Raw genomic sequence first — 24,297 nt, 5'->3', positions numbered from 1 at the left:
CGGGATGCGCTCAATTCCGCCGCCAAAATCAGACTAGCGATCTTCAGAAATCCCCGGTTCGAAGCCTTCCGCCGTCTGGCGGATGGCGTCGGCCAGAACGTCGGCGTTTTGTGCGCCCATAACGGCATATTTCTGATCGATGATGAAGCAGGGCACGCCGCGCACGCCGATACGGTTGGCGGTGTCGATTTCCTCGCGGATCGTTGCTTTGTCGGCGTCGCTTTCCAAAAGGCGGGCGACAACGGCTGCATCCATACCGACGCTTGCCGCCGCATCGACCAGCACCTCATGGTCGCCAATATCCTGTCCTTGTTCGAAATAGAGCGAGAACAATGTGCCGACGAGTTTGTTCTGCGTATCGGGAGCGGCCTGTGCAGCCCAGTGGATGACGCGGTGCGCGTCGAGCGTGTTGGGTGCACGGGTGATCGCCTCGAAATCGAAGACAATGCCGTTTTCATCGCCCAATTCGGTCAGCTGCTTATGAATATCATCGATCTTCGAACCGTTGCCGAATTTCTCGCGCATATAGGCACCACGATCCTTGCCTTGCGGCGGGAGTGTCGGGTCAAGCTGAAACGGACGCCAGCGAATTTCCGCTTCTACTTCGGGCAGCATGGCGAGGGCGTTTTCAAGCCGCTTGCGCCCGAGAAAGCACCATGGGCAGACGACATCGGACACAACGTCGATGGTGATTTTCTTTTCACTCGTGTTTTCGCTCATGGGATGCTCCGTGTGGTTGCGGGAGGCTGAGCCTCCCGCATCAATATCGCATTATATAGGACGTGGATTTAGGGCGAATTACGGTCTTATCAAAGAGAAGTTAAGGCTGGGAGCGCCACCAGGTCGGCAATTGATAACCGTAAAGCGAGGTTTTCTCCGGATGGCCGATCCGGTCCCACCGCGCCACCCACTGGTAAGGCAGATGGTAGAGGGGAATGTAATAATCGCCCGATAGCAGTATCCGGTCGAGTGCACGCACGGCGCTGACAAAATCGGCGCGGCTCCGTGCAGCGAGCATCGCATCAATCATCGCATCGACTGCGGGATCAGCAACGCCAGGATAATTGAAGCTGCCTTGAGCATCGCGCGAGGCCGAACCCCAGCGCATCCACTGCTCGTTGCCGGGCGACAGCGAACTGGAAAGAGCGCCCAGGATCATGTCGTAATCGAAGGTCTGGAGCCGTTGCTGATATTGCGCATCGTCAGCTGTACGGATTTCCACCGTGATGCCGAGGCGAGCAAGATTGCGCTTATAGGCAAGCCCAATCTTCTCCTCATCCGCCGAGCGCGTCATGATTTCGAATTGCAGCGGCTTTCCTGTGGAATCGACGGCCAGCCCGTTATGGAACTGAAAACCGGCTTCCATCAGAAGATCATAAGCCTGTTTGGCAGGCGCACGGTCGTGGCCGCTGCCGTCAGTAACGGGTACATGCCATGTGCCGTTCATAACATCTTCACGCACCGCATTGGGATAGGGAGCGAGCAGTTCCTTTTCACGTGCATCGGCAGGCTTACCGACTGAAGAAAGGTCGGAACCTTCCCAGAAGCTCTGGGTGCGCTTGTACTGGCCCGCGAAAAGATTGCGGTTCGCCCATTCAAAATCGAACAGCAATCCCAGCGCCTGACGCACACGGCGGTCAGCGAAGATCGGGCGACGCGTATTGAACACGAAACCCAGCATGTTTGCGGGTGTGCCCTTTTCAAAACTTTCCTTGATGACTTTGCCTTGCTGTACAGCCGGAAAATCATAGGATTTTTCCCAGCGCGTCGGATTGCCCTCAATGAAAACGTCGAGCAACCCCTTCTTGAAGGATTCGAACAGGGAGGTTTCGTTGCGATAATATTCGATGGTCAGCGTGTCGAAATTGTCCGTGCCGCGCTTGGATGGAATATCCTTGCCCCAATAGTCCGGATTGCGATTGTAGATGATACGCTGGCCGGGTTGCACGCCGGACACCAGATAGGGGCCGCTGCCGACAGGCGGCTTCAACGTCGAATTGCCAAAGGTGGCGGGGTCGACGGCATGTTTTGGAAGAACCGGCATGACCGACGCGATCAGCATCGGAAACTCGCGATCCGATTTGTCGTTGAAGTTAAATCGTACCGAGCGTTCGCCGGTCTTCTCGATTTTGTCGATCCGACTCATCCGATTGTTGAATGGAGGGCGGCCCTTTTCGGTGAGAATCTGGTAGGTGAAAATAATATCGTCTACCGTCACCGGCTGTCCGTCGGACCATTTCGCCTTGGGATCAAGGGTAAATTCCACCCATGACCGCGCGGGATCAATAGCGACTTTTTCGGCGAGCAGTGGGTAGAGCGTGAAAGGCTCGTCACGCGAACGCTGCATGAGGGTCTCATAGACCAGACTGCCGAAGTCGCCATCGGTGAATAGTCCACGCGCGGTCGTGCGCATGCTTTTCAGCACAAAGGGATTGAGGCTGTCGAAAGTGCCGACAACGCCCATGGTGAGCTTACCGCCCTTGGGTGCATCGGGATTGGCATAGGGAAAATTCTTGAAATCGGCGGGAAGCGCCACGTCCCCATGCATGGAAAGGGCATAATCGGGCGTCGTTGCTGTTTCGGTCCCTGCCGCGCGCACGGCGATTCCCGTCGTCGTGACAGCGAAAGCCGCCAGAAGCCCTAATTTGAGCCCCTCAGAAATTGTCGGCAGGAATTTTCTGCGCAAAAGAGCGATCAATCCGTTCAACTTCATTCGTCCATTGTAAGTAAGCGTGATGCGCTTGTTTTTAAGGAAATACGAAATAGCATTGATTCGTTGGGCGAAATTACCATGATCCTGCAATATATGGGCATTTTGGGCGTGTTCCCAACGTGACAGTACAAATGAAAATGGTGATTTTGCGAGATTCGGAGCCTTCCGAATGGAAACTGGTCTGGATTCGTGTTCGTAGTCGTTGTAACACCGCCCCGGAATAGGATGGAGAGTCCTTAAGGTCACGCTGTTGCCGCATTTTCAAACCAGTGACGGTCTATCGCTGACTAAGCCAGAATACGGGAACTAAAGATCAGAGCGTTGAAAGGAACCTGTTGATCATGTCCAGCACGAAGACAATCGCTGCCACATCGGCCATCGCTGGCGCGTTCGCCTTGCTTGCCTCCGCAACGATGCCAGCATCGGCCCAGCAGCCGCCGCAGGGTTGGTTCAAGGTCTGCTCGAAGCAGGAAGACAACGACATCTGCAACACGCAGAACATTGTCACTGCCGATTCCGGCCAGTTGCTGACGGCTGTTAACCTCATCGAGATCAAGGGCAAGATCAATCGCAAGATCTTCCAGGTCACCGTGCCGATCGGCCGCCTGATTCCGGCTGGCGTTGGCATGCAGATCGACAACAACAAAGCGGTAAAGCTTGAATACGGCATCTGCTTCCCGGATCGCTGCATTGCGGAAGCACCGCTGAACGACGATCTGGTCAAGGCTCTTCAGAAGGGCAGCAAGCTGACGCTGACCTCTGTCAACTATCAGAACAAGCCGAACCCGATCCCGGTCGCTCTCACTGGTTTCTCGCAGGCTCTTACGGGTCCTGCACTGAAGCAGTCGGAACTGGAAGACCGCCAGAAGGAACTTCAGGACGCCGTCCAGAAGAAGCAAAAAGATTTCGAAGCCAAGATGAAGGCTGAGCAGGACAAGGCCAAGGGCGCTGCCAACTAATCGGCAGAACCAAGGCAATGACAAAAGGGCGCTTTTAGCGCCCTTTTTCTTTGAACTGTCGCTTTAGGAAACGACGCGAATTCAGTTGGAATGCTGCGATTTCACGCGGTAGGTGCCATTGTCGAGCCGGTCGAAAATCTCATCGATCTGCGGATGACGCAAAGGTTCGCCGCTGACATCGGGCAGTAAATTCTGCTCGGAGACATAGGCTACATATTCGGATTCCGCATTTTCGGCGAAGAGATGATAGAAGGGCTGATCGCGCTGAGGACGCGCGTCCTCAGGTATCGACTCATACCATTCTTCCGTATTCGCAAATTCAGGATCCACGTCGAAGATAACGCCCCTGAACGGGAACAGCCGGTGTTTTACAACCTGGCCGATTTGGAACTTCGCGTGTTTTATCTGTGTCATACCCATGAGACGTTATGTAGTTCACTGCCCGCCAAATTAAAGCGGGCGTGCAATATGAAGTTTTTGAAAGGAAGCTGTTATTTGCGTGCCGTGTCGCTTTGACGGTCTGCCAGCTTGGGGAGTTTTGGGAGAAAGTGGGTGAAACCACTGCCCGGACGCAGGCCTTCCCGCATGAAGAATGAACGCAATGGCGCGAAGGAACGCAGCATTTCCAGCCCGACACCACGCGCAATCTGTGCAGGCAGCATGGGCGAAAGAAGCGAGCGGTTGAGCGCGTCAACTGATCCGGTACGAGCAAGAATGTCTGGCCGGCGTGCCCGGTCATAAGCGCGGATCACACGATCCGAGCCCGGATCGACAGGATCGCTCTCGATGGCTTTGACCAATGTTTCCACGTCGCGCGTGCCAAGATTGAGGCCTTGCGCGCCAATGGGCGGGAAAACATGCGCCGCTTCGCCGATCAGGATGGTCCGTTTCGCCGCAAATGCGCTCGGCACCAGACCGGACAACGGCCAGGCTTGCGGACGGACATCAATCTCGATCTGCCCGAGCATCGATTGCATCATTTCCTCGACCTGTGCGGCAAGAGCCTGATCATCCAGCGCGAGCAGGGCTTCGGCGCGTTCCGGGTTAACCACCCAGACAAGGCTCGAACGCTTGCCTTTCAGAGGAACCTGCGTGAACGGGCCATGCTCGGTGTGAAACTCTGTAGAGATGTTTTCGTGGCCGATAGTATGGGCAAAGGACAAGACAACGGCGGTCTGCGGGTAGTTCCAGCGTCGTGCGCGAATGCCTGCGGCTTCGCGTGCGCCGGAATTGCGCCCATCAGCAGCGACCAGTAGCCGGGCATGGAGCGTATCACCGCCCGTCAGTGTAACCGTTACATGATCGCCATTGGGGCGATATTCGATAGCAGATACCGTATTGCGCTCGATATTGGCGCTTTCGGCGACGGCTTCGGCGAGTTTCGCATTCAGCACAGCGTTTGGAATATTATAGCCGAATGCATCTTCGCCGATTTCACCGGCACGGAATGTGACTGTGGGGCTGCGGACAAGGCGCTGGGTCGCGTCGACAATGCGCATGGAAGCAAGGGGTGCCGCTTCAGGCTCAATGGACGACCAGACGCCAATCTGCTCGAGAAAACGGATGGCGGGCATCATCAGCGCCGTCGTGCGGCGGTCGCCTTTATCTGTTTCGGGGCCGAGAAGAACGGTGCGATAGCCTTTCGCGCCAAGCGCCAGCGCTGCCATCATGCCGGCAGGGCCGCCGCCGCTGATCACGATGTCAGTCATCGGCTTGTTCGCAACCAGATCGTTCATTTCGCTTCATCCTTCGTCGGGACGTATCGGCCAGAAGTGGAGATATGGAGATGATTCTTCCGGGCCGTTCTTAAGCAGCACTTAGACCGAAATGCAGGCAAAGGCCATTCTTCCGTGGAATTAAGGCTGATTTGCCTCACGCCTTACTTGCTCTTTGGAGCTTATTCGGGGAAAGCTTCCAGCAAGAACACGGCTTTTCTGGGATAGATCGCCTTACGATCCAACAGAACGGTTGGGGCGTCAGTTTGTTTGGTGTACATGCCCCGATGAGCCCAAGGTGAGCCCAGAGTAAGATTGAAATAAAATCGCTGTATCTTCTGCGGAAATTGCGCGGCGACAAAACGGAATGGCGGACAGCGTGAAAACCAAACTGACCGGAAAACTCAAAGCCAAGAAAGTCACCGCGCCTCAAGCCAAGGCGTTCTCGGTCCATCTGTTGACGGCATCCGGGTCTTTTCTGGCGTTTCTGTCGATCGTCGCGGCAAGCGACGGGCGATATACCGCGATGTGGTGGTGGCTTGGCCTCGCGCTGTTCGTGGATGGTATCGATGGTCCCATCGCGCGCAAGCTCGAAGTCAAATATGTTCTGCCCAACTGGTCGGGTGAACTGCTCGACAATATCATCGATTACGTCACCTACGTTCTGATACCGGCCTTTGCGCTTTATCAAAGCGGCTTCATGGGGACGAACCTCTCCTTCATATCCGGTGCGATCATCGTCGTATCGAGCGCGATCTACTATGCCGATACCGGCATGAAGACGAAGGAGAACTTCTTCAAGGGCTTCCCGGTGGTCTGGAATATGGTGGTTTTCACTTTGTTCATCGTCAGGCCGGGAGAATGGGTGGCATTCGGCACTGTGGTTGCTTCGGCGATCCTGTCGTTCCTGCCGATCAACTTCCTGCATCCGGTGCGCGTTGTGCGGTTGCGCGCAATCAATCTCACGATGTTTCTGCTCTGGTGCGCCTTTGGTGCTATCGCGCTCTATTACACGCTGGATGCGCCGCTTTGGGTTCGCGTGGGCATTTCCGTCACCGGGCTCTATATCTATTTCATAGGCGCAATCATGCAGTTCTTCCCCGGTCTCGGGCGCACCGCCGCCGTTATTGAGGCCGAGAAAGCTGCAGCTGCAAAAAAGAGCGGAGACGTATGATGATCAATGCCATTCGCGTTCATCAGACCGGCGGGCCTGAAGTTCTGAACTATGAACAGATTGAAATTGGAGAGCCAGGGCCGGGTGAAGCGAAGGTTCGTCACGAGGCTGTCGGGCTTAATTTCATCGACGTTTATTTCCGCACGGGTCTCTACAAGGCGGCACAAATGCCGTTTACGCCCGGCAATGAAGGCGCAGGCACGGTTATTGCCATTGGCGCAGGCGTTGAAAATGTGAAAATCGGCGATCGCGTTGCCTATGTGGCAACACCGGGCTCCTATGCGGACGAGCGCATCCTGCCTGCCGACCGTCTGGTGATTGTGCCGGACAGCATCGATCTCAAGACTGCCGCCTCCATGATGCTGAAGGGCATGACCGCGCAATATCTGCTGCGTCGCACCTTTCGCGTTGAAGCCGGTCAGACAATCCTTTTCCATGCGGCAGCTGGCGGTGTCGGCTTGATCGCAGGGCAGTGGGCCAAGCATCTTGGCGCAACGGTTATCGGTACCGCCGGATCGCCAGAAAAAATCGCGCTTGCGAAAAAGCATGGCTATGACCATGTCATCAATTATCGCACGGAAAACTTTGCCGAAAAGGTGCGCGAATTGACCAATGGCGAAGGCGTCGATGTCGTCTACGACTCCGTCGGTCGCGACACCTATATGGGTTCGCTGGATGTCCTCAAGCCGCTTGGCATATTCGCCTGTTTCGGTCAGTCGTCGGGCGTTATTCCGCCTTTCGACCTCGGTTTGCTGGCGCAGAAGGGTTCGCTTTTTGCAACTCGCCCGACGCTGTTCAACTATGTTGCCAAGCGTCCAGATCTTGAAAAGACCGCAGCCGAACTTTTTGATGTTGTGGGCAGCGGTGCGGTGAAGATCGAAATCAACCAGACTTATGCGCTGAAGGATGCCCGCAAGGCGCATGAGGAACTGGAAGCGCGCAAGACCACAGGAACCAGCATTTTACTCCCGTAATGACCTCTGATTGACCTTGTTTTTGCAATGGGACTGAACGGCTAACTATCGCCGGTGTGCATATGTTAGGCAGAGCCTGCTTTTGCTCTTTTCAAGTGCAAAATTGCTGGATAAGGTCGATCAAAAATACATTTGGGGAATAATGTCAGCCAATTTATCCGACCGGCCTCTTCTGGATGTCCGCCGGCTCACGAAAGTATTTGGGCAGCTCAGAGCTTGCGATGGGGTTGATCTCACCATTGCCAAGGGTGAAATTCACGCGCTGCTGGGTGAAAACGGCGCCGGAAAATCCACTTTCGTCAAGATGCTGTTCGGTGCTTTGCAGCCGCTTGAAGGCGAAATCGTCTGGAAAGGCCAGAGCGTTGTCATTGGTGAACCTGCCGCCGCAAGAAAACTCGGCATCGGCATGGTTTTTCAACATTTTTCGCTGTTCGACTCGCTGACTGCCGCAGAAAATATCGCCCTGTCGCTGGATCATTCGCTGTCCTTGTCGGATGTGGCGAAGCGAGCGGGTGAAGTCGGCAAGACTTATGGCTTGCCGGTTGATCCGCAGGCCCATGTCGGCGACCTTTCGGTCGGTGAGCGCCAGCGCATCGAAATCGTACGCTGTCTGCTGCAGGAACCTGACCTGATCATTCTGGATGAGCCGACCTCGGTTCTGACGCCGCAGGAAGCCGACCGCCTGTTTGAAACGCTGGAGCGGCTGAAGGCTGAAGGCAAATCTATCCTCTATATCAGCCACCGTCTGGAAGAGGTAAAGCGCCTCTGCGACCGCGCGACGGTGTTGCGCCACGGCAAGGTGGTGGGGCATTGCGATCCGCGCAAGGAAACGGCGGCATCGCTCGCCCGCATGATGGTTGGTAATGACATCAAAGTCGTGGCCCGCACCCCGATGGATGCTCCGGCAACACGGACCGAAGCGCTGTTTGATATCAAGTCACTGTCTCAGCCGCCACGCGGACCATTCTCCACGGCGCTGAAGAATATCTCGCTTTCGGTGGCGGCAGGCGAAGTTGTCGGCATTGCAGGCGTTGCGGGCAACGGGCAGGGCGAGTTCTTCGAGGCGATTTCCGGTGAAGTGCTGCAATCTGCGGCCTCGACCGTGCGCATTCGCGGCAAGGATGCGGGCAGGCTTGGCATCAGCGACCGGCGCATGATGGGTGCGGCTTTCGTGCCGGAAGAGCGGCTCGGCCATGGTGCTGTGCCATCGCTGCCGCTGACCGATAATCTGTTTTTGTCACGCTATAAGACCGACGCGAAAGCCTTCTTGCGTGGCGGTGCACTGAAATTGATTGCCGAAAGCGCGCTGCATTCCGCCGCCCGGCGTATCATCGAGCGCATGGATGTACGCAAAAGCGCGGAAAATCCGCCAGCTTCTGCATTGTCCGGCGGCAATTTGCAGAAATTCATCATCGGTCGCGAACTCGACCGGTCTCCATCGGTCATGGTCGTCAACCAGCCGACATGGGGTGTCGATGCGGGCGCGGCAGCCCATATCCGGCAAGCCCTTGTGGATATGGCGCGTTCCGGTTCCGCCGTTCTCGTCATCAGCCAGGATCTCGATGAACTCTTTGAAATCAGCGATCGGATTGCTGTCATGAATCACGGTCAGCTTTCGGAGCCTATGCCTGTTGCTGAACTGACCCTTGAAAAGATAGGCCTGCTGATGGGCGGCATTTCCGGTGAAGCAGAAGCGGGTGCAGCCTGATGCGGATCGAACTCGTCAAACGGCCGCAGCCGTCGAAGCTTTTCAGCGCCTTGTCGCCCTTGCTGGCTTTGGCGCTTACCTTCATTTTCGGGGGACTCGCCTTTGCCTTGATGGGCAAAGACCCTTTCAACGCGCTGTACGTGTTCTTCGTCGAGCCTTTGTTCGATATCTGGTCTTGGCATGAATTGCTGGTCAAGGCCGCGCCGCTGATCCTGATCTCGGTGGGCCTGTGCGTCTGCTTTCTGTCGAACAACTGGAATATCGGTGCCGAAGGGCAATTCATCATGGGTGCCGTCGCAGGCTCCATCTTGCCGGTGTTGTTTCCCGACTTTCAGTCGTGGATTGTTCTACCGCTGATGATGCTGATGGGCATGGCGGGCGGTGCGGCCTATGCGTCGGTTCCGGCCTTCCTCAAGGTGCGGTTCAACACGAACGAAATTCTCACGAGCCTGATGCTGGTCTATGTCGCACAGCTCTTTCTCGACTGGCTGGTGCGCGGACCGTGGCGCAACCCGGAAGGCTACAACTTCCCGGAAACGCGCCAGTTTAATGAAAGCGCTATTCTGCCGGAAATCTGGAGTGAATCAGGCCGCGCTCATTGGGGCTTCATTCTGGCGCTGATTGCCGCCGTGCTGGTCTGGTTTATGCTCAAACACACGCTAAAGGGCTTCGAGGTCAAGGTTATTGGCCAGAGCCCACGAGCCGGGCGCTTTGCAGGTTTCGGCTCGGGCAAGCTGGTTTTCTTTGTCTTTGCTGTTTCGGGCGCGCTGGCCGGGCTTGCCGGTATTGCGGAAACATCCGGTGCTATCGGGCAGCTTCGTCCGGTGATTTCGCCGGGCTACGGTTTCACCGCGATCATTGTCGCGTTTCTGGGGCGTCTCAATCCGCTTGGCGCTATCGCGGCGGGGCTTGTGTTGGCGCTGTCCTATCTCGGCGGCGAGGCGGCGCAGGTAGCCATTGGCATTTCAGAAAAATCGGCGCGCGTGTTCCAGGGAATGATCCTGTTCTTCGTGCTCGCCTGTGATACGCTCATTCTCTACCGCATTCGTTTTGTCAGCGCGCGCAAAGCGGGAAAGGCCTGATCCGATGGAACTGACCCAGGCCATTCTCCTCACAATTGCCACCGCTGCAACGCCGCTGCTGATCGCAGCGATTGGCGAACTGGTGGTGGAACGTTCCGGCGTACTCAATCTCGGCGTTGAAGGCATGATGCTGATGGGCGCTGTTTCCGGTTTTGCCGCAGCGCAGCTCACCGGTTCGGCTTGGCTCGGCCTTTTGGCGGGCATTGCCGTTGGCACCTTGTTTTCAGCCATTTTCGGTTTCCTGACGCTCACACTCGTCACCAATCAGGTGGCGACTGGACTTGCACTGACCATTCTGGGCATCGGCGCTTCGGCCATGCTGGGTGAAAGCTTTGTCGGCATTCCCGGCGTGCGGCTTGACGCGATCTATATTCCGTATCTCACGGATATTCCTCTGGTCGGACGGTTCCTGTTCGGGCAGGATCCTATCTTCTATTTCTCGCTGCTGCTGGTCGCTGGCGTGACGTGGTTCCTTTTTCGCACGCGTGCGGGTCTCACCTTGCGCGCCATTGGCGACAGCCACGGCTCCGCCCATGCGCTTGGCGTGCATGTGGTGCGCACACGCTATCTGGCGGTGCTGTTCGGCGGGGCCTGCGCGGGTCTTGCAGGCGCGCAACTCTCGCTCGTCTATGTGCCGCAATGGGTGGAAAATATGACGGCCGGTCGCGGATGGATCGCACTCGCGCTGGTGGTTTTCGCCTCGTGGCGGCCATGGCGGGTGCTGATCGGGGCTTATCTTTTCGGTGCGGTCACCATTGGGCAGTTGCACGCGCAGGCACTTGGTTTTGGCATGCCATCGCAGTTGTTGTCGGCATTGCCTTATATCGCGACCATCGTGGTGCTGGTGATCATCTCGCGCAACAAACGCCTGACGATGATGAATACGCCCGCATCGCTCGGCAAGCCGTTCGTACCGGACAGGTAGGGGTTAAACGAACGCTGCTCCCAACAGCTTTTGTTTTGAATATTGGGTGTCAACAAGGAGTGCAGGGAACATGAAAAAGACGCTTATGGCCTTCGCTACAGCTGCGAGCTTTATGCTCGGCGGCGCGGCGCATGCGGAAGAAAAACTCAAGATCGGCTTCATCTATATCGGACCTCCGGGCGATTTCGGCTGGACCTATCAGCACGATCAGGCGCGCAAGGAACTGGTCGAGGCTCTCGGCGACAAGGTCGAAACGACCTATCTCGAAAACGTGCCGGAAGGTGCTGACGCCGAGCGCTCCATCGAACGTCTGGCACGCGCTGGCAACACGCTGATCTTCACAACGTCGTTCGGTTACATGGACCCGACGATCAAGGTCGCCAAGAAGTTCCCCAAGGTGAAGTTCGAGCACGCCACCGGTTATAAGACCGCCGACAATGTCTCGGTCTATAATGCGCGTTTCTATGAAGGCCGGTATGTTCAGGGACAGATCGCCGCAAAGCTCTCCACCAAGGGCGTAGCAGGCTATATTGCCTCCGTGCCGGTGCCGGAAGTGGTGCAGGGCATCAACGCTTTCATGCTGGGTGCACAGTCGATCAATCCGGATTTTAAGGTCAAGGTCATCTGGGCCAATTCGTGGTTCGATCCGGGCAAGGAAGCTGATGCCGCCAAGGCGCTGATCGATCAGGGCGTCGATATTCTGACCCAGCACACCGATTCCACTGCCGCCATTCAGGTTGCAGCCGAACGCGGTATCAAGGCCTTCGGTCAGGCTTCGGACATGATCAAGTTTGCGCCGAAGACGCAGCTGAGCGCAACCATTGACGAATGGGGTCCATATTACATCGACCGCGCCAAGGCCGTTCTCGACGGCACCTGGAAGAGCCAGGACATCTGGTGGGGCATGAATGAAGGCCTCGTCAAGATGGCTCCGTTCACCAACATGCCGGATGACGTAAAGAAAATGGCCGAAGAAACCGTGGCCAAGATCAAGTCCGGCGAGTTGAAGCCGTTCACCGGTCCGATCAAGAAGCAGGACGGTTCGGAATGGCTCAAGGCTGGCGAACATGCTGACGACAAGACATTGCTTGGCATGAACTTCTACGTCGCGGGCATAGACGACAAGCTGCCACAGTAAGCCCTTATACAGGCTAAAAAAGAAGGGCGCTTTCGGCGCCCTTTTTCTTTTGGATCAAGATGACTGTGCTGCTTTCTTAGAGCGCATCCCGAAAAGTGTGAAACGGTTTTCGGACAAGATGCGCGTTAAAATAATGGATTAGAGCGCCGATCTGATCCAATCAGATTGAGACGCGCTCTAAAGCGACAGTTTAAGGCCTTCGTGGCTGTCGGTGAAACCGAGCGACTGGTAAAAGCGCAGCGCATCGGAACGGGATTTATCGGTCGTAAGCTGCACCAGTCCGCAGCCCCGTTCGCGGCATTTTTCAAGGGCCCATTCGATCATCTGACGACCGATACCACCGCCACGAATATCGCTTGCGATACGCACGCTTTCAATTTGGCCGCGCCATTGACCCATGCGAGAAAGGCCCGGAATGAAGCTCAGTTGCATGCAGCCGATAATCCGCCCGTCATGCTCGACGACCACCAGAAACTGGTTCGGGTCGGCATCGATGGCTGCAAAGGCGTTCCTGTATTCGTCGCGCAATGGCAGGCTGGCGTCTTCGCGCTTTGCGCCAAGCGCATCATCGGCAAGCATGGCGACGATCGCCACCACATCTGCCGATGTCGCTTTTCTGATGGCAATGGCTGCCGATGCAGCCATTAGACCGCGATGCCGTGCAGATCGTATGCGTCGCTCGCTTCGACCTTCACGGTAACAATGTCGCCAACGCGCAGCGGACGACGCGACTGGATATGCACGCTGCCGTCGATTTCCGGCGCGTCGTAGCGGGTGCGGCCCTTGGCAACTGTGCCGTTCGCTTCGTCGATAATGACGGGCAGGCGCTTGCCAACCTTCTTCTTGAGAAGATTGGTGGAAATCTGCTGCTGCTTGGCCATGAAACGATGCCAGCGCGATTCCTTGATTTCTTCCGGCACCTGTTCGAGGCCGAGATCATTGGCTTTTGCGCCCTTGACCGGCTCATATTTGAAACAGCCAGCGCGTTCAATCTTGGCTTCGTCAAGCCAGTCAAGCAGCAGCTGAAAATCTTCTTCGGTTTCACCGGGATAGCCGACGATGAAAGTCGAGCGGACGGCTAGATCAGGACAGGTTTCGCGCCATGCCTGAATGCGGCGCGAGGTCTTTTCCTGATGCGCCGGGCGGCGCATGTTTTTCAGAACGGCAGGCGAAGCATGCTGGAACGGAATATCGAGGTAAGGTAGGATTTTGCCTTCCGCCATCAGCGGAATGACTTCATCGACATGCGGGTAAGGGTAGACATAGTGCATCCGCACCCAGACGCCCATGTCACCCAGTTCGCGCGACAGATCGAGGAATTTTGTGCGAACCGTGCGGTCCTGCCACATGGCTTCCTGATACTTGATGTCGAGGCCGTAGGCGCTCGTATCCTGCGAAATGACGAGGATTTCCTTGACGCCGGCAGTCACCAGCTTTTCGGCCTCTCGCAGCACCTGATCAATCGGGCGCGAGACGAGATCGCCGCGCAGCGCCGGAATGATGCAGAACGAGCAGCGGTTGGAACAGCCTTCAGAAATTTTCAGATAGGCGTAATGGCGTGGCGTGAGCTTCACACCCTGCGGCGGCACCAGATCAACGAAGGGATCATGTGCTGGCGGGGCGGCTTCGTGCACGGCGCTCATCACGCTTTCATAGGCTTGCGGGCCGGTGATGGCGAGCACGTTGGGGTGACGTTCGCGAATGACATCCGGTTCCGCGCCGAGGCAACCGGTAACGATCACCTTGCCGTTTTCGTTGAGTGCGAGGCCGATGGCGTCAAGCGACTCGTCGCGTGCGGAATCGAGAAAGCCGCATGTATTGACGATTACCAGATCGGCGCCGTCATGCTTGCGGGAGATTTCATAGCCTTCCGAGCGGAGGCTGGTGATGATGCGTTCGGAATCGACCAGCGCCTTCGGGCAGCCAAGTGAAACGAAACTGACGCGCGGTGCGCTCATTGGGGGAACCTTGCAAATTTCGGAAATTGCGGGCGCAATACCACGACAAAGGGGCCAAGGTAAAGCTTGGATGCCATGAGTGGTTGCCGCAGCGCGGGAATAAAAAAGCCGGGACTGGAGGTCCCGGCTTCGGAGCACCTGGAAAAACAGGCTTATTCGGCTGCGTCCGCAGGAGCGGCGTTCAGCTGGCCGTAGCGCTCTTCACCGATTTTCGCCAGCAGGTCGAGCTGGGTTTCGAGGAAGTCGATATGGCCTTCTTCGTCTGCCAGAAGCTCGTCAAAAAGCTGCTTGGAAACGTAGTCGCCGAGCTGATCGCAGATTTCACGCGACTTCTTGTAGGAAGCGCGGGCATCATATTCACCGGCAAGATCGGCTTCCAGAACTTCCTTGACGTTCTGGCCGATGCGCAGTGGTGCGAGAGTCTGCAGGTTTGGGTGACCTTCGAGGAAGATGATGCGGTCGATGATCTTGTCAGCGTGATGCATCTCTTCGATGGATTCTTCACGCTCTTTCTTGGCAAGACGCGTGAAACCCCAGTCGTTCAGCAGGCGGTAATGCAGCCAATACTGGTTGACGGCACCGAGCTCAAGAAACAGAGCCTCGTTAAGCCGCTCGATGACCTTTGGTTCGCCTTTCATTCCATGAACTCCCGAATTTGTCGCGTAGAGAACGTACACGATCCATGAACTGGATGACGTTTTCGTCCAATTGGTTGTGACGAAGATGATACTCTTCAGTCACCCTTATGATCGTTTCTACGACGTTTGGGAAGCAGCCGCAGCAGCGGCCGCGCTTGGACATGGCATTATAGACGGTGCCGGGAACGATAAGCTGCCAGCAGTCCTGATCGAGAAGTTCGATCACAACTGCTTCGATATCTTTATCTGTAATGACGTTACAGCTGCAAACTAGCATGAGACGAATGCTCCCATGCCATTCTGGCAGTAAAAACCTGGCGCGGAATGCGAAAAATGGAGGAAGTTTACCTGATTGCCCGGTACTTCTACTTCAAGACGGCTGCTGGAAACGTGCAGCGTTATTTTGCTGGTGGCGCGAGGCCAAGATGAACCGGACAATGGTTCCTCCAATTGCAAGGGTTAAAGGCCCGAACATTAAAGGTCTATTTAGGTGGTCTATTAAACTCACCAAACTAGGTCAGGTTATGGCTGGGGAGCAGGGTATCTGTCAAATTCTATGTTTTTGAAATGTTCTAAAAAACAATAACTTAGAATCATTCTAAATATGAGTTAACTACCCATGTTTACACATGAATTGGGTGTTTAAATGCTTCGTCGGCAACGATGCGAAAGCGCCACCGACACAAGCTGTGCCATTTCGCCGCACCTTGTGGAAAAGGTGGGCGAGACAGTGACTTATGCGCCTTCGACGGCGCTGAAGCCTTCAAACTGCGGTGGTCCGAGATAAAGCGGCTTATTGGTTCCGGCATTGCGGTGCGCATCGCGGAACTGTTCGGACTTGGTCCAGAAGGTGAAATCGTCACGGCTGCGCCAGACCGTATGGGAAGCATATAGCGTATAACCTTCCTCTTCATTGGTCGCGCCGCGCAGCAGGTGGAACGTTTCGAAGCCCGGAAGCTCGGAAAGCGTGGAATCGCGGTTTTTCCAGGCAGCTTCGAAATCGGCCTCGCTGCCGATGCGTACCTTGAAGCGATTCATGGCTATGAACATGGCTCATCCTTTTCCATTGGGTTTGGACTGGCTTTTGATCGACTATAGCGGGTTTTCTGGTCGGCATGGCCAGAAACCTGAACTCGTATTTCCGGCGCGTGCGGTGGTAGGGCCGCACGCGCCGCGTCACATCTCGGGATCAGAAGGCCGCAGCCGCGGTCAGAGGTTGGCCAGCCTTCAAAGATGCGACGGTTAGATCATGTCCGGGGCACTTGCCTCGGATCAGAACTGGAACTGTGTCGCCACGAGGAACGTACGTCCCTGACCGGAGCCCGACGTGCTCAGGAATGGCGTGTAGCTCTTGTCGAACAGGTTGTTCACCTTCAGCGTCAGGTCCACGTTGTCGGTGAACTTGTAGTTGGCGAACACATCCACGAGGCCATAGCTGTCGGACTGGATTACGCCGGTGTAATCGACCGTATCGCCACCAGAAACATAGGAGTAGCGACCGCCAACCGTCAGCTTGCGTTCGAGGAAACGTGCACCGCCGCTAACCGAGAAGACATCATCCGGCATGTACTGACCTGCGCCGAGACCTGGGGTCTGCGCCGGAAGATCCGACTTCGAGTGGGTATATGTAATGCCGCCGAAGGCCATGCCTGCGTCATACATCGCTTCGAGTTCGAAGCCGCGCACCTGCGAAGTGCCGTCGACATTGACGAACTGGTACTTGCGATAGGTCGGGTTGAACGTGGACGTGATGTAGTCCTCGACATCCATGTCGTAATAATCGGCCTTCAGGCGCAGCGAGTCTCCGGCAAGAAACAGATCGTCTTTCTTGAGGTTGACGCCGATTTCCCAGCCCTTCTGGGTTTCAGGCGATAGGGTCGGATTCGGCAGGAAGCTGACGCTTGTCGAGCCGGGATGGTTGCCGCCCAGCATGGTTTCCTGAAGCGTTGGCGAACGCATGCTCTGGGAATAGGTCACGTATGGCTGCAACCAGTCGGTCGCGTTGATCGCCAGCGTGATTTTTGGATCGAGACGCTGCTTGGAAATATCGACGTCATAGACGCCGTTTTCGCCAAAGCCAGCCAGCCCAGTGTCGGCGCTGCCCGAGGTTTTGAAGAAGTCGTAGCGCAGGCCGGCGATCAGGTCGACAATGCCGTAGCTGAAGGTGGTCTCGGAGAAGACTGCGCCGTTGCTGCTGCGTCCGTCGACTGGATTGACGCCGGAATTGTCGCCCGAAATATTGTCGCGGAAATATTCCACGCCGTAGTTCCACTTGACGCCGACTTCGCCGACATTGAAGCGCGATGTGTTCGAAATGTCGAAACCATAGCCCTTGTCGGTGATGCCACGGCCTGTCGCGCTGCCCGGAAGGCCGGTGGACAGGCTGTTGTAATAGGTCATGTCGAGGCGGTTGTAGTAAGCGTTGACATGCAGGTCGATCAGGTCGTTATCGGACGGGTTGTAGCTGTAATTCGCCGTGAACGTCTTGTTCTTGACGTTCTGGTCGTAGGAATTGGCGCCAAAGTCGTTGTTGTAGAAAACACCGCCAAGCGACAGCTTGTGATCTTCGCCGAAACCAAATTCGGTCTTGACGAGACCGGAGGTCAGTTCTTGTCCGGTATCTGACTGCTCGACGCCATCGCCATCCTTGTAGTTCTTGGAATCGCGACGGCTGATGGCAGCGGCAACGCCCATCGAATTGACGCGCGCACCGGCGGCCAGCATTTCAGAGAAGCCTACGCCGTTGCTGCCCCAGGAGGCGCGTCCGAGGACACCATATTGCTGGCCCTGACGGACGATATCGTCCACGCCGAGCGTGCGGAAATTGACGCTGCCTGCAAGTGCGCCGCCACCCGTGCCGGTCACTGCGCCGCGTGAAATGTCGATATCGGCGAGAAGGTTCGGATCGACATAGGTGAAGCCCTGTGCCTCGTGGCCGGTGAAGCGGAAGTTCTGACGAACGCCGTCAACCATCATGTTAACGCGTCCGGAACCTTCAAAGCCGCGAATATTGACGGCAACACCCGGCTGAGAGCCGTTTACGCGGGTGAAAACGCCCGGCTTGTCGCGCAGCACATCGTCCAGCTTCACATCGCCATTACGGCGCAGCTCTTCACTGGAAACGGTGCTGACTGCGGCGGGCGTATTGTAGGTCGCATCGCCCTTTGCACCATCGCCTTTGATGGTGATCGTCTTCAGCTTGACGTCGCTTTCGCTCTCGGCTGCTTTCTGTTCCTGCGCGAGTGACTGCGATGCCATCGCGACAAGAATGACGGCGAGCCCGCTGCTCGCCAGGAATGAACGCTTGTGTACCCCACCAGTCGCCCGCATTGCTGTATTTCCTCTGCGCAAGTGTGCTCCCGCCGACCTGAGAATCGGCAGGAAAGCCTAAGAATTCAATTGTTTAGAATGCTTCCAATATGGAAGCTGCTCTGCTGGCTGGCGAAGACGAATTCTTCGTGGCTTGCGCTGGAAGGGCGAGATTTAAACTTGACTCGATTAATCCAGTAATGCAGTGATTAGTAAACATGACTAACGATGTCAACAAATCAATTTCGTCACTAACAGACGGATATCGTTTTGTGAAAAACGTGGCTTCCCAGCGAAGCTTTTAAGTCAAAGGCAGGCAGGAAAATGAACAGGCGTATTCATATAGACATGCAAGTGCGTTTGCCCCGCGGGCACGCCGCCGACCGTTCTGCCAACCGCATGATCGACGGTCCGGCGATCGATAGCACCGGTGAACGCGCCGCGCCGACGATTCGCGCGACCCTCAAGGAAGCGCAGATCAAGACTTATGGTAGCCGCGAACTTTTCGACGGCTCCCGCGAGGTAGGGATAGAGCACGGCGGATCGCTCTATCGCCTCAAGATTACCCGCCAAGGCAAGCTCATTTTGAACAAGTAGGCACGACTCTCATGACGCAACATTCCAAGCCCTCCCCAGAGCAGATTCTCCAGGCACGGGCGGACAACCCGAAGGCGCGCGAACGCGATTTCGCACAAAGCCTCGGTATTTCTGAAGCCGATTTCGTCGCTGCCCATTGCGGTCTCGACGATGATGCCGCCATCTCGGCCCGCCGCATTCGCGCAGACGTCGAGACATTGCTCAAGCGCGCTTCGAGCCTCGGCGAAGTTATGGCGCTGACGCGCAATGAAAGCGTCGTGCACGAAAAGATCGGACCATTTGAAAAGGCCGTTTGGGGCCCGCATGCGTCAATCGTGCTTGGAAAGCAGATCGACCTGCGTATTTTCCCTAAGCATTGGGTGCACGGTTTTGCCGTTCGTAAGAAAGACGGCGAAGAAGTGCGTCGCAGCCTTCAGTTCTTCGATGCGTCCGGTGAAGCGGTGCACAAAATCCATCTGCGTCCGGCATCCGATGTTGATGCTTATGAGGCGCTTGTCACCGAACTTCTGCTCGATGATCAGTCGGGCTCTATCGAAACGACTGCGATTGCGCCGAAAGGTGCAAAGGCCAATGTTGCGCTTGTCGATACCGATGCCTTCCGCGAACGCTGGAGCGCTTTGACTGATGTGCACCAGTTCATGGGGCTGTTGAAGGATTTTGGCGTGGATCGCCATCAGGCTGTGCATCTTGCCGGACAGGATTTCGCGTGGCGCGTTGATCTTTCATCCGTGGAAGCCATGATGAATCATGCTGTTCAGCAGCAGTTGCCGATCATGTGCTTTGTCGGCAATCGCGGTTGTATCCAGATCCACACCGGGCCGATCCATGAGATCAAGATGATGGGCCCGTGGCTCAATGTTCTCGATCCGACCTTCCACATGCATCTTCGTATCGATCATATCGCCGATGCGTGGGTCGTGCGTAAGCCGACCAAGGACGGTCACGTCACGTCGCTGGAAGCTTATGACGCCAATGGCGAACTGATTATTCAGTTCTTCGGCGAGCGTCATGAAGGCGAGGTCGAACTGGCCGACTGGCGCATGATTGCCGAAAATCTGCCGCGTCTTCCCCGGTCGACCGCTGCATAGGACGCGCATCATGTCTGTCATTTCAGCACGTTTTACGCGCGTTGCCGCTGTCGCCGCTATGGCTTGGTCAATCGGTACCGGCATTGCTGGTGCGGATACCGTCGAACGGTTTGCCGATACATCACGCATTGTCTCTGTCGGCGGACCGCTGACGGAGATCGTCTATGCGCTTGGCGCGGAAAAGATGCTTGTCGCGCGCGATCAGACCAGCACCTATCCGGCGGCTGCCGAAGCCCTGCCGGATGTCGGTTACATGCGCCAGCTTGCACCGGAGGGTGTTCTGTCGGTCAATCCGACGGGCATTCTGCTCATTCAGGGCAGCGGTCCGCAGGACACGCTGGAGGTTTTGAAGAAAGCCTCGGTGCCGATGGTTATCGTGCCGGAAAACTATACCGGCGAGAGCGTCATTGCGAAGATCGAAGCTGTCGGCAAGGCGCTCGGTCTTGAAGACAAAGCCAAGGCGTTGGCGGATAGCGTAGCGGGTGATCTTCAGGCTGCCGAAAAAGCTGCTGCTGCTCACGAGCAGCGCAAGCGTGTGCTGTTCGTCTTGAACGGTGCTGGTGGACGTCTGATGGCATCAGGAACTGGTACGGCGGCTGACGGCATGATCAAGCTTGCAGGTGGTGTGAACGTCATTACCGAATATCCGGGTTACAAGCAGCTGACCGACGAAGCCATCGGCAAGGCTGCACCGGATATGATCTTGATGATGAACACCGGCGGCGATGGTGTCGGCCCGGCTGACCTTCTGAAGAATCCAGCGATTGCCAGCACACCTGCCGGGCGCGCCAAAAATGTCGTCGCCATGGATGCGCTTTATCTGCTGGGCTTCGGCCCGCGCAGCGGGGCTGCCATTCGTGAACTGTCGGCGAAACTCTACGACACGCCAGCAGGACAATAATCGGATCAGGCATCCGACATGAGGAATAAGCAAATGACCAGCCAAGGTCGTGTGGCAGGCGGAGAGCCCTTCACCATGCGTCATCGAGCCGGAGACAGTCGGAAAAACACAGGTGCAAAAGAGAAGGCCGGGGATCGCACGCAGCGCGCGCGCATCGTGCTGGTCGTGCTCGGCGTCGCGCTGTGTCTTACAGCCCTGTTCAGCCTTACGGCTGGTGCTTCGGATGCTTCCATTCTGACGCTGCTGCGTGGATTTGTGAGCGGCGAGGGCGCGGAGACCTTTCAGCGTGATCATCTGATCATCATGGAAATCCGCCTGCCGCGTATCATCCTCGGCATGTTGATCGGTGCTGGACTTGCCGTGTCCGGTGCCGTCATGCAGGGGTTGTTCCGCAATCCGCTGGCTGATCCCGGTCTGGTGGGTGTAGCGTCGGGCGCCAGTCTCGGCGCTGTATCTATGATCGTGCTCGGCGGCAGCGTTCTGGCGCCGGTTATCGCGGTTCTGGGCATCTACGCATTGCCATTGGCGGCCTTCTTCGGCGGGCTTGCCACAACCTTGTTGCTATACCGGGTTGCAACGCGGCGCGGGCGCACATCGGTTGCCACCATGCTTTTGGCGGGCATTGCGCTTGGCGCATTGGCGGGTGCTGCAACCGGCGTTCTGGTCTACATGGCTGATGACCGCCAGTTGCGGGATCTCACTTTCTGGGGGCTTGGTTCACTTGCGGGCGCGACCTGGAGCAAGATTGTTGCTGCCGGGCCGATCATAGCGGTGGTGCTGATTGCAGCGCCAATGCTGGCGCGTGGTCTCAATGCTCTTGCACTGGGCGAAGCCGCTGCTGGACATCTCGGCATTCAGGTGCAGCGCATCAAGAATGTCGCCATCGTCACCGTTGCTGCGGCCACCGGCGCGACAGTTGCGGTAGCCGGTGGCATCGGGTTTATCGGAATCGTGGTGCCGCATATGCTGCGTCTCAGCATCGGCCCGGATCATCGCTATCTTCTGCCCGCGTCGGCGCTGCTGGGCGCTATCCTGCTTCTGCTTGCCGATGCGGTCAGCCGCACCATCGTTGCACCGGCGGAACTGCCCATCGGCATCATAACCGCCATGTGCGGTGCGCCGTTCTTCCTCTGGATATTGCTGCGTCAGCGCGGCCTTCTTGATCTGTGAGGTTGTCATGATTGAAACCAGGTCACTCAGCGTTCGCCTCTCGGGCAAGTCGATCATCGAGAATATCGATTTCACGGCGCGCGCCGGTGAGATAACGGCAATTGTCGGCCCGAATGGATCGGGTAAGACGACACTCTTGCGCGCACTGTCGGGCGATGCGCCGTTCACGGGTGAAGCACTGCTGGACGGTCGGCCCTTTGCGGATTTCAAGCCATGGGAAATGGCGGCCCGCCGTGCGGTGCTGCCGCAGGCCAGCGCCTTGTCCTTTCCCTTCACGGTGCGTGAGATCGTCGGCATCGGTTTGACCGGCGGTTACAGCGGCTTGTCGCGTGATCTTGAGACCGGCTTGCCCGATCTAGCCTTGCAGCGGGTAGATCTTGGCGGCTTTGGCGGTAGGCTCTATCAGGAGCTTTCCGGCGGCGAACAGCAACGGGTGCAGCTTGCCCGCGTGTTGTGTCAGGTCTGGATGCCGGTTGTTGACGGCTCCGCACGGTATCTTTTTCTGGATGAGCCGATTTCAAGCCTCGATATCCGGCACCAGATCGTCGTGATGGAAATTGCCAGGGATTTTGCCGCTGAAGGCGGTGGCGTGATCGCCATTCTGCATGATCTCAATCTCACGGCGATGTTTGCCGACCGGATCGCGGTCATATGTCAGGGCAAGCTTGATACAATCGGCACGCCGCAAGAAGCGCTGACCGACGAGCGGCTGGAGCGTGTTTATGAATGCGCGCTGCGGGTAGGGGTGCCGCCTGCGCAGGGTGTGCCGTTCGTGTTGCCACAATCGGCCTATCGCGCTGCCGCCGAATAAAGGCAGGCACATTAAAAAAGGTCCGGTTTTCACCGGACCTTTTGATTTGCGCTATCTTATGAGCTTAGCTCGCGACGCGCTGTTCTTCCATCTCTTCAAGACCGAGCAGGGCGCGCACATTCGGACGGGCCTTTACGAGGTCTGAGATGCTGTATTTCATCAACACGCCGAAGAAGGCGTTCAGCGCTTCACGCAGAGCTGAGTTCAGGGCGCAGCTATCGACCAGTGGGCACTCGGTCGCATCGTTCTCGAAGCATTCCGCCATGGCGAAGTTTTCTTCGGTGACGCGCACAACATCGAACAGGCTTATGTCGTTGGCTGCACGGCCAAGACGCACACCACCATTGCGGCCACGTACAGTTTCAACCAGCCCGTTTTCCACGAGCGGCTGTAGAATCTTGAAAAGAAACAGCTCCGAAACGCTATAAGCGCGAGCGATTTCCGGAATGCGGCTCAGCTTGCCTTCATTCGCGGCACAATACATGAGTATCCGAACGGCATAATTCGTCTGGCGAGTAAGGCGCATGAGAGTTCCTTTCAGCACGTCCCAGAGCATTTTCAAACCCGACCAAGTCAGGTCGGAAAATGCCCTCGCTCTTATATTCCGGTTCCAAAATCTGGACTGAAATTCCGGTTTCAGTTCCACATCACCCGCGTCGATAACGCTCTCCGCTTATGGCATATGTATGGAAGCCGGATTTCTTTGATGATCCAGTTTAGAATCGTTCTTAATATATAGAAAGTCTTTTCCCATATTTAAAGTGGAAAAAACGAGTCGAATTTTTTCGCATAGCGAGCCCTCCCGTGCCCGGTTTGAGTTTCACTGGCAAACGTCGATCCATTCGGCGGTGACCAATGTTGCCATCCTGTCTGGTGCGATACGAACCGCGCTGTTGGTTGCCCCCGCCGCCGGAACCACTTCCTCGTAAGCCTTCAGCGAGACATCACAATAGACTGGAAGGGCGCTTGGCAAGCCGAAGGGGCAAACGCCACCCACCGGGTGGCTGGTCTCGGCGAGCACGGTTTCGGCATCCAGCATACGCGGCTTGGTGCCGAAACGATCCTTGAATTTGCGATTGTCGATACGCGCATCGCCGCGTGTGACAATGAGAATGGTCTGGTCCTTGGTCGAAAAGGAAAGCGTCTTGGCGATCTGGCCCGGTTCCACGCCATGCGCTTCTGCAGCCAGAGCTACAGTGGCAGTGCTGGTTGGCAATTCGATGATTTCGACTTCCGGCGCCTTGTCAGCGAAAAATGCCTTTACCGATTCCAGACTCATGGCTTGCCTTTATGGTGACAACTTAACTCAAGTTTACGTCTCATTAACGATGAGGGCAACCCTAGAACAGTTATAATTTTGATGGAATTGGCCGAAAGCAGAGAAAATGCAGATGTCACGCATTTCTGATTGCTGCGGGGAGGGTTTTGCGCTGATTT

General features: G+C 56.4%; 24 protein-coding genes. 12 read left to right on the top strand and 12 right to left on the bottom strand.

Annotation, left to right across the window (positions count from 1 at the left end; translation table 11 throughout):
• Positions 1 to 33: 33 nt before the first annotated feature.
• Both ACTJKP_RS16395 and ACTJKP_RS16390 read right to left on the bottom strand, forming a co-directional pair.
• Positions 34 to 720, bottom strand: coding sequence for a DsbA family oxidoreductase (locus ACTJKP_RS16395; protein WP_440631414.1), 687 nt, complete (start codon positions 718 to 720; stop codon positions 34 to 36).
• Positions 721 to 820: 100 nt separating this feature from the next.
• Positions 821 to 2,713, bottom strand: coding sequence for an extracellular solute-binding protein (locus tag ACTJKP_RS16390; RefSeq protein WP_440631413.1), 1,893 nt, complete (start codon positions 2,711 to 2,713; stop codon positions 821 to 823).
• 341 nt (positions 2,714 to 3,054) lie between these two features.
• On the opposite strand from ACTJKP_RS16390, the gene ACTJKP_RS16385 reads away from it, so the two are divergent.
• Positions 3,055 to 3,672: an invasion associated locus B family protein gene (locus ACTJKP_RS16385; RefSeq protein ID WP_440631412.1), complete on the top strand. Its 618-nt coding sequence runs from the start codon at positions 3,055 to 3,057 to the stop codon at positions 3,670 to 3,672.
• Positions 3,673 to 3,753: 81 nt separating this feature from the next.
• Here ACTJKP_RS16385 and hspQ read toward each other — a convergent pair whose 3' ends face one another.
• Together hspQ and ACTJKP_RS16375 are read right to left on the bottom strand one after the other, a co-directional pair.
• Positions 3,754 to 4,092 carry a heat shock protein HspQ gene (gene hspQ, locus ACTJKP_RS16380; RefSeq protein ID WP_078340348.1) on the bottom strand — a complete coding sequence of 113 codons (339 nt, stop codon included), beginning with the start codon at positions 4,090 to 4,092 and terminating at the stop codon, positions 3,754 to 3,756.
• Between the two features lie 71 nt (positions 4,093 to 4,163).
• Complete coding sequence (locus ACTJKP_RS16375; protein ID WP_440631411.1) at positions 4,164 to 5,408, bottom strand: UbiH/UbiF family hydroxylase; 1,245 nt, start codon at positions 5,406 to 5,408, stop codon at positions 4,164 to 4,166.
• Positions 5,409 to 5,754: 346 nt separating this feature from the next.
• On the opposite strand from ACTJKP_RS16375, the gene pcsA reads away from it, so the two are divergent.
• The 6 genes from pcsA to ACTJKP_RS16345 all read left to right on the top strand — a co-directional run bounded on the left by pcsA (position 5,755) and on the right by ACTJKP_RS16345 (position 12,388).
• Positions 5,755 to 6,561 (top strand): phosphatidylcholine synthase, encoded by an 807-nt coding sequence (gene pcsA / locus ACTJKP_RS16370; RefSeq protein ID WP_440631410.1) that lies wholly within the window; start codon positions 5,755 to 5,757, stop codon positions 6,559 to 6,561.
• Positions 6,561 to 7,535 (top strand): quinone oxidoreductase family protein, encoded by a 975-nt coding sequence (locus tag ACTJKP_RS16365; RefSeq protein ID WP_440631409.1) that lies wholly within the window; start codon positions 6,561 to 6,563, stop codon positions 7,533 to 7,535. The genes pcsA and ACTJKP_RS16365 overlap by 1 nt, the downstream gene beginning before the upstream one ends.
• 142 nt (positions 7,536 to 7,677) lie before the next feature.
• Complete coding sequence (locus ACTJKP_RS16360; RefSeq protein ID WP_440631408.1) at positions 7,678 to 9,243, top strand: ABC transporter ATP-binding protein; 1,566 nt, start codon at positions 7,678 to 7,680, stop codon at positions 9,241 to 9,243.
• Complete coding sequence (locus tag ACTJKP_RS16355) at positions 9,243 to 10,325, top strand: ABC transporter permease (protein ID WP_440631407.1); 1,083 nt, start codon at positions 9,243 to 9,245, stop codon at positions 10,323 to 10,325. Before ACTJKP_RS16360 ends, ACTJKP_RS16355 begins: the two co-directional genes overlap by 1 nt.
• A 4-nt stretch (positions 10,326 to 10,329) precedes the next feature.
• Positions 10,330 to 11,250: an ABC transporter permease gene (locus ACTJKP_RS16350; protein WP_280992768.1), complete on the top strand. Its 921-nt coding sequence runs from the start codon at positions 10,330 to 10,332 to the stop codon at positions 11,248 to 11,250.
• Between the two features lie 70 nt (positions 11,251 to 11,320).
• Complete coding sequence (locus ACTJKP_RS16345; RefSeq protein WP_440631406.1) at positions 11,321 to 12,388, top strand: BMP family ABC transporter substrate-binding protein; 1,068 nt, start codon at positions 11,321 to 11,323, stop codon at positions 12,386 to 12,388.
• A gap of 177 nt (positions 12,389 to 12,565) precedes the next feature.
• Here ACTJKP_RS16345 and ACTJKP_RS16340 read toward each other — a convergent pair whose 3' ends face one another.
• The 6 genes from ACTJKP_RS16340 to ACTJKP_RS16315 all read right to left on the bottom strand — a co-directional run bounded on the left by ACTJKP_RS16340 (position 12,566) and on the right by ACTJKP_RS16315 (position 18,314).
• The gene (locus tag ACTJKP_RS16340) at positions 12,566 to 13,033 is read right to left on the bottom strand and encodes an N-acetyltransferase family protein (RefSeq protein ID WP_440631405.1); all 468 of its coding nucleotides are present in this window, start codon (positions 13,031 to 13,033) and stop codon (positions 12,566 to 12,568) included.
• A complete protein-coding gene (rimO, locus tag ACTJKP_RS16335; protein ID WP_078340357.1) occupies positions 13,033 to 14,346 on the bottom strand; it encodes a 30S ribosomal protein S12 methylthiotransferase RimO in 1,314 nt (437 codons plus the stop codon). The genes ACTJKP_RS16340 and rimO overlap by 1 nt, the downstream gene beginning before the upstream one ends.
• 152 nt (positions 14,347 to 14,498) lie before the next feature.
• The gene (gene bfr / locus ACTJKP_RS16330; RefSeq protein WP_078340358.1) at positions 14,499 to 14,984 is read right to left on the bottom strand and encodes a bacterioferritin; all 486 of its coding nucleotides are present in this window, start codon (positions 14,982 to 14,984) and stop codon (positions 14,499 to 14,501) included.
• Complete coding sequence (locus ACTJKP_RS16325) at positions 14,950 to 15,261, bottom strand: (2Fe-2S)-binding protein (protein ID WP_440631404.1); 312 nt, start codon at positions 15,259 to 15,261, stop codon at positions 14,950 to 14,952. Before ACTJKP_RS16325 ends, bfr begins: the two co-directional genes overlap by 35 nt.
• Positions 15,262 to 15,719: 458 nt before the next feature.
• On the bottom strand, positions 15,720 to 16,034 hold the full coding sequence (locus ACTJKP_RS16320) for an antibiotic biosynthesis monooxygenase family protein (protein WP_440631403.1): 315 nt from the start codon (positions 16,032 to 16,034) through the stop codon (positions 15,720 to 15,722).
• A 222-nt stretch (positions 16,035 to 16,256) separates the two neighbouring features.
• Positions 16,257 to 18,314 carry a TonB-dependent receptor domain-containing protein gene (locus ACTJKP_RS16315; RefSeq protein WP_440631402.1) on the bottom strand — a complete coding sequence of 686 codons (2,058 nt, stop codon included), beginning with the start codon at positions 18,312 to 18,314 and terminating at the stop codon, positions 16,257 to 16,259.
• 303 nt (positions 18,315 to 18,617) lie between these two features.
• On the opposite strand from ACTJKP_RS16315, the gene hemP reads away from it, so the two are divergent.
• The 5 genes from hemP to ACTJKP_RS16290 are packed head-to-tail and all read left to right on the top strand — an operon-like array spanning position 18,618 to position 22,860.
• The gene (gene hemP / locus ACTJKP_RS16310; protein ID WP_440631401.1) at positions 18,618 to 18,890 is read left to right on the top strand and encodes a hemin uptake protein HemP; all 273 of its coding nucleotides are present in this window, start codon (positions 18,618 to 18,620) and stop codon (positions 18,888 to 18,890) included.
• 11 nt (positions 18,891 to 18,901) lie between these two features.
• The gene (locus ACTJKP_RS16305; protein WP_440631400.1) at positions 18,902 to 19,978 is read left to right on the top strand and encodes a hemin-degrading factor; all 1,077 of its coding nucleotides are present in this window, start codon (positions 18,902 to 18,904) and stop codon (positions 19,976 to 19,978) included.
• Between the two features lie 10 nt (positions 19,979 to 19,988).
• The gene (locus ACTJKP_RS16300) at positions 19,989 to 20,879 is read left to right on the top strand and encodes a heme/hemin ABC transporter substrate-binding protein (protein WP_440631399.1); all 891 of its coding nucleotides are present in this window, start codon (positions 19,989 to 19,991) and stop codon (positions 20,877 to 20,879) included.
• A gap of 33 nt (positions 20,880 to 20,912) precedes the next feature.
• Complete coding sequence (locus ACTJKP_RS16295) at positions 20,913 to 22,049, top strand: FecCD family ABC transporter permease (protein ID WP_440631398.1); 1,137 nt, start codon at positions 20,913 to 20,915, stop codon at positions 22,047 to 22,049.
• 7 nt (positions 22,050 to 22,056) lie between these two features.
• Entirely contained in the window at positions 22,057 to 22,860 is an 804-nt protein-coding gene (locus tag ACTJKP_RS16290; RefSeq protein ID WP_440631397.1) for a heme ABC transporter ATP-binding protein, read from the top strand.
• A gap of 64 nt (positions 22,861 to 22,924) precedes the next feature.
• Here the strand turns inward: ACTJKP_RS16290 and rirA are convergent, their stop codons facing one another.
• Both rirA and ACTJKP_RS16280 read right to left on the bottom strand, forming a co-directional pair.
• Positions 22,925 to 23,386 carry an iron-responsive transcriptional regulator RirA gene (rirA, locus tag ACTJKP_RS16285; protein WP_078340366.1) on the bottom strand — a complete coding sequence of 154 codons (462 nt, stop codon included), beginning with the start codon at positions 23,384 to 23,386 and terminating at the stop codon, positions 22,925 to 22,927.
• A gap of 294 nt (positions 23,387 to 23,680) precedes the next feature.
• Entirely contained in the window at positions 23,681 to 24,139 is a 459-nt protein-coding gene (locus tag ACTJKP_RS16280; protein ID WP_078340367.1) for a YbaK/EbsC family protein, read from the bottom strand.
• Between the last annotated feature and the right edge of the window lie 158 nt (positions 24,140 to 24,297).

This window comes from Brucella sp. 22210, from assembly GCF_052045675.1.
Lineage (GTDB): Bacteria > Pseudomonadota > Alphaproteobacteria > Rhizobiales > Rhizobiaceae > Brucella.
Note: the sequence above shows the minus strand (reverse complement) of the source record. Positions and strands in the feature narration are given on the sequence as shown.

Excerpts from the sequence above, each read along its gene's own strand:
- ACTJKP_RS16290 (WP_440631397.1), top strand. The coding sequence starts at position 22,057 with ATGATTGAAACCAGGTCACTCAGCGTTCGCCTCTCGGGCAAGTCGATC.
- ACTJKP_RS16355 (WP_440631407.1), top strand. The coding sequence starts at position 9,243 with ATGCGGATCGAACTCGTCAAACGGCCGCAGCCGTCGAAGCTTTTCAGC.
- ACTJKP_RS16345 (WP_440631406.1), top strand. The coding sequence starts at position 11,321 with ATGAAAAAGACGCTTATGGCCTTCGCTACAGCTGCGAGCTTTATGCTC.
- ACTJKP_RS16395 (WP_440631414.1), bottom strand. The coding sequence starts at position 720 with ATGAGCGAAAACACGAGTGAAAAGAAAATCACCATCGACGTTGTGTCC.
- ACTJKP_RS16300 (WP_440631399.1), top strand. The coding sequence starts at position 19,989 with ATGTCTGTCATTTCAGCACGTTTTACGCGCGTTGCCGCTGTCGCCGCT.
- hemP (WP_440631401.1), top strand. The coding sequence starts at position 18,618 with ATGAACAGGCGTATTCATATAGACATGCAAGTGCGTTTGCCCCGCGGG.
- ACTJKP_RS16385 (WP_440631412.1), top strand. The coding sequence starts at position 3,055 with ATGTCCAGCACGAAGACAATCGCTGCCACATCGGCCATCGCTGGCGCG.
- ACTJKP_RS16350 (WP_280992768.1), top strand. The coding sequence starts at position 10,330 with ATGGAACTGACCCAGGCCATTCTCCTCACAATTGCCACCGCTGCAACG.
- rirA (WP_078340366.1), bottom strand. The coding sequence starts at position 23,386 with ATGCGCCTTACTCGCCAGACGAATTATGCCGTTCGGATACTCATGTAT.
- ACTJKP_RS16390 (WP_440631413.1), bottom strand. The coding sequence starts at position 2,713 with ATGAAGTTGAACGGATTGATCGCTCTTTTGCGCAGAAAATTCCTGCCG.
- ACTJKP_RS16340 (WP_440631405.1), bottom strand. The coding sequence starts at position 13,033 with ATGGCTGCATCGGCAGCCATTGCCATCAGAAAAGCGACATCGGCAGAT.
- ACTJKP_RS16375 (WP_440631411.1), bottom strand. The coding sequence starts at position 5,408 with ATGAACGATCTGGTTGCGAACAAGCCGATGACTGACATCGTGATCAGC.
- bfr (WP_078340358.1), bottom strand. The coding sequence starts at position 14,984 with ATGAAAGGCGAACCAAAGGTCATCGAGCGGCTTAACGAGGCTCTGTTT.
- ACTJKP_RS16365 (WP_440631409.1), top strand. The coding sequence starts at position 6,561 with ATGATCAATGCCATTCGCGTTCATCAGACCGGCGGGCCTGAAGTTCTG.
- rimO (WP_078340357.1), bottom strand. The coding sequence starts at position 14,346 with ATGAGCGCACCGCGCGTCAGTTTCGTTTCACTTGGCTGCCCGAAGGCG.
- ACTJKP_RS16325 (WP_440631404.1), bottom strand. The coding sequence starts at position 15,261 with ATGCTAGTTTGCAGCTGTAACGTCATTACAGATAAAGATATCGAAGCA.
- pcsA (WP_440631410.1), top strand. The coding sequence starts at position 5,755 with ATGGCGGACAGCGTGAAAACCAAACTGACCGGAAAACTCAAAGCCAAG.
- ACTJKP_RS16360 (WP_440631408.1), top strand. The coding sequence starts at position 7,678 with ATGTCAGCCAATTTATCCGACCGGCCTCTTCTGGATGTCCGCCGGCTC.
- ACTJKP_RS16305 (WP_440631400.1), top strand. The coding sequence starts at position 18,902 with ATGACGCAACATTCCAAGCCCTCCCCAGAGCAGATTCTCCAGGCACGG.
- ACTJKP_RS16295 (WP_440631398.1), top strand. The coding sequence starts at position 20,913 with ATGACCAGCCAAGGTCGTGTGGCAGGCGGAGAGCCCTTCACCATGCGT.
- ACTJKP_RS16320 (WP_440631403.1), bottom strand. The coding sequence starts at position 16,034 with ATGTTCATAGCCATGAATCGCTTCAAGGTACGCATCGGCAGCGAGGCC.
- ACTJKP_RS16280 (WP_078340367.1), bottom strand. The coding sequence starts at position 24,139 with ATGAGTCTGGAATCGGTAAAGGCATTTTTCGCTGACAAGGCGCCGGAA.
- hspQ (WP_078340348.1), bottom strand. The coding sequence starts at position 4,092 with ATGGGTATGACACAGATAAAACACGCGAAGTTCCAAATCGGCCAGGTT.
- ACTJKP_RS16315 (WP_440631402.1), bottom strand. The coding sequence starts at position 18,314 with ATGCGGGCGACTGGTGGGGTACACAAGCGTTCATTCCTGGCGAGCAGC.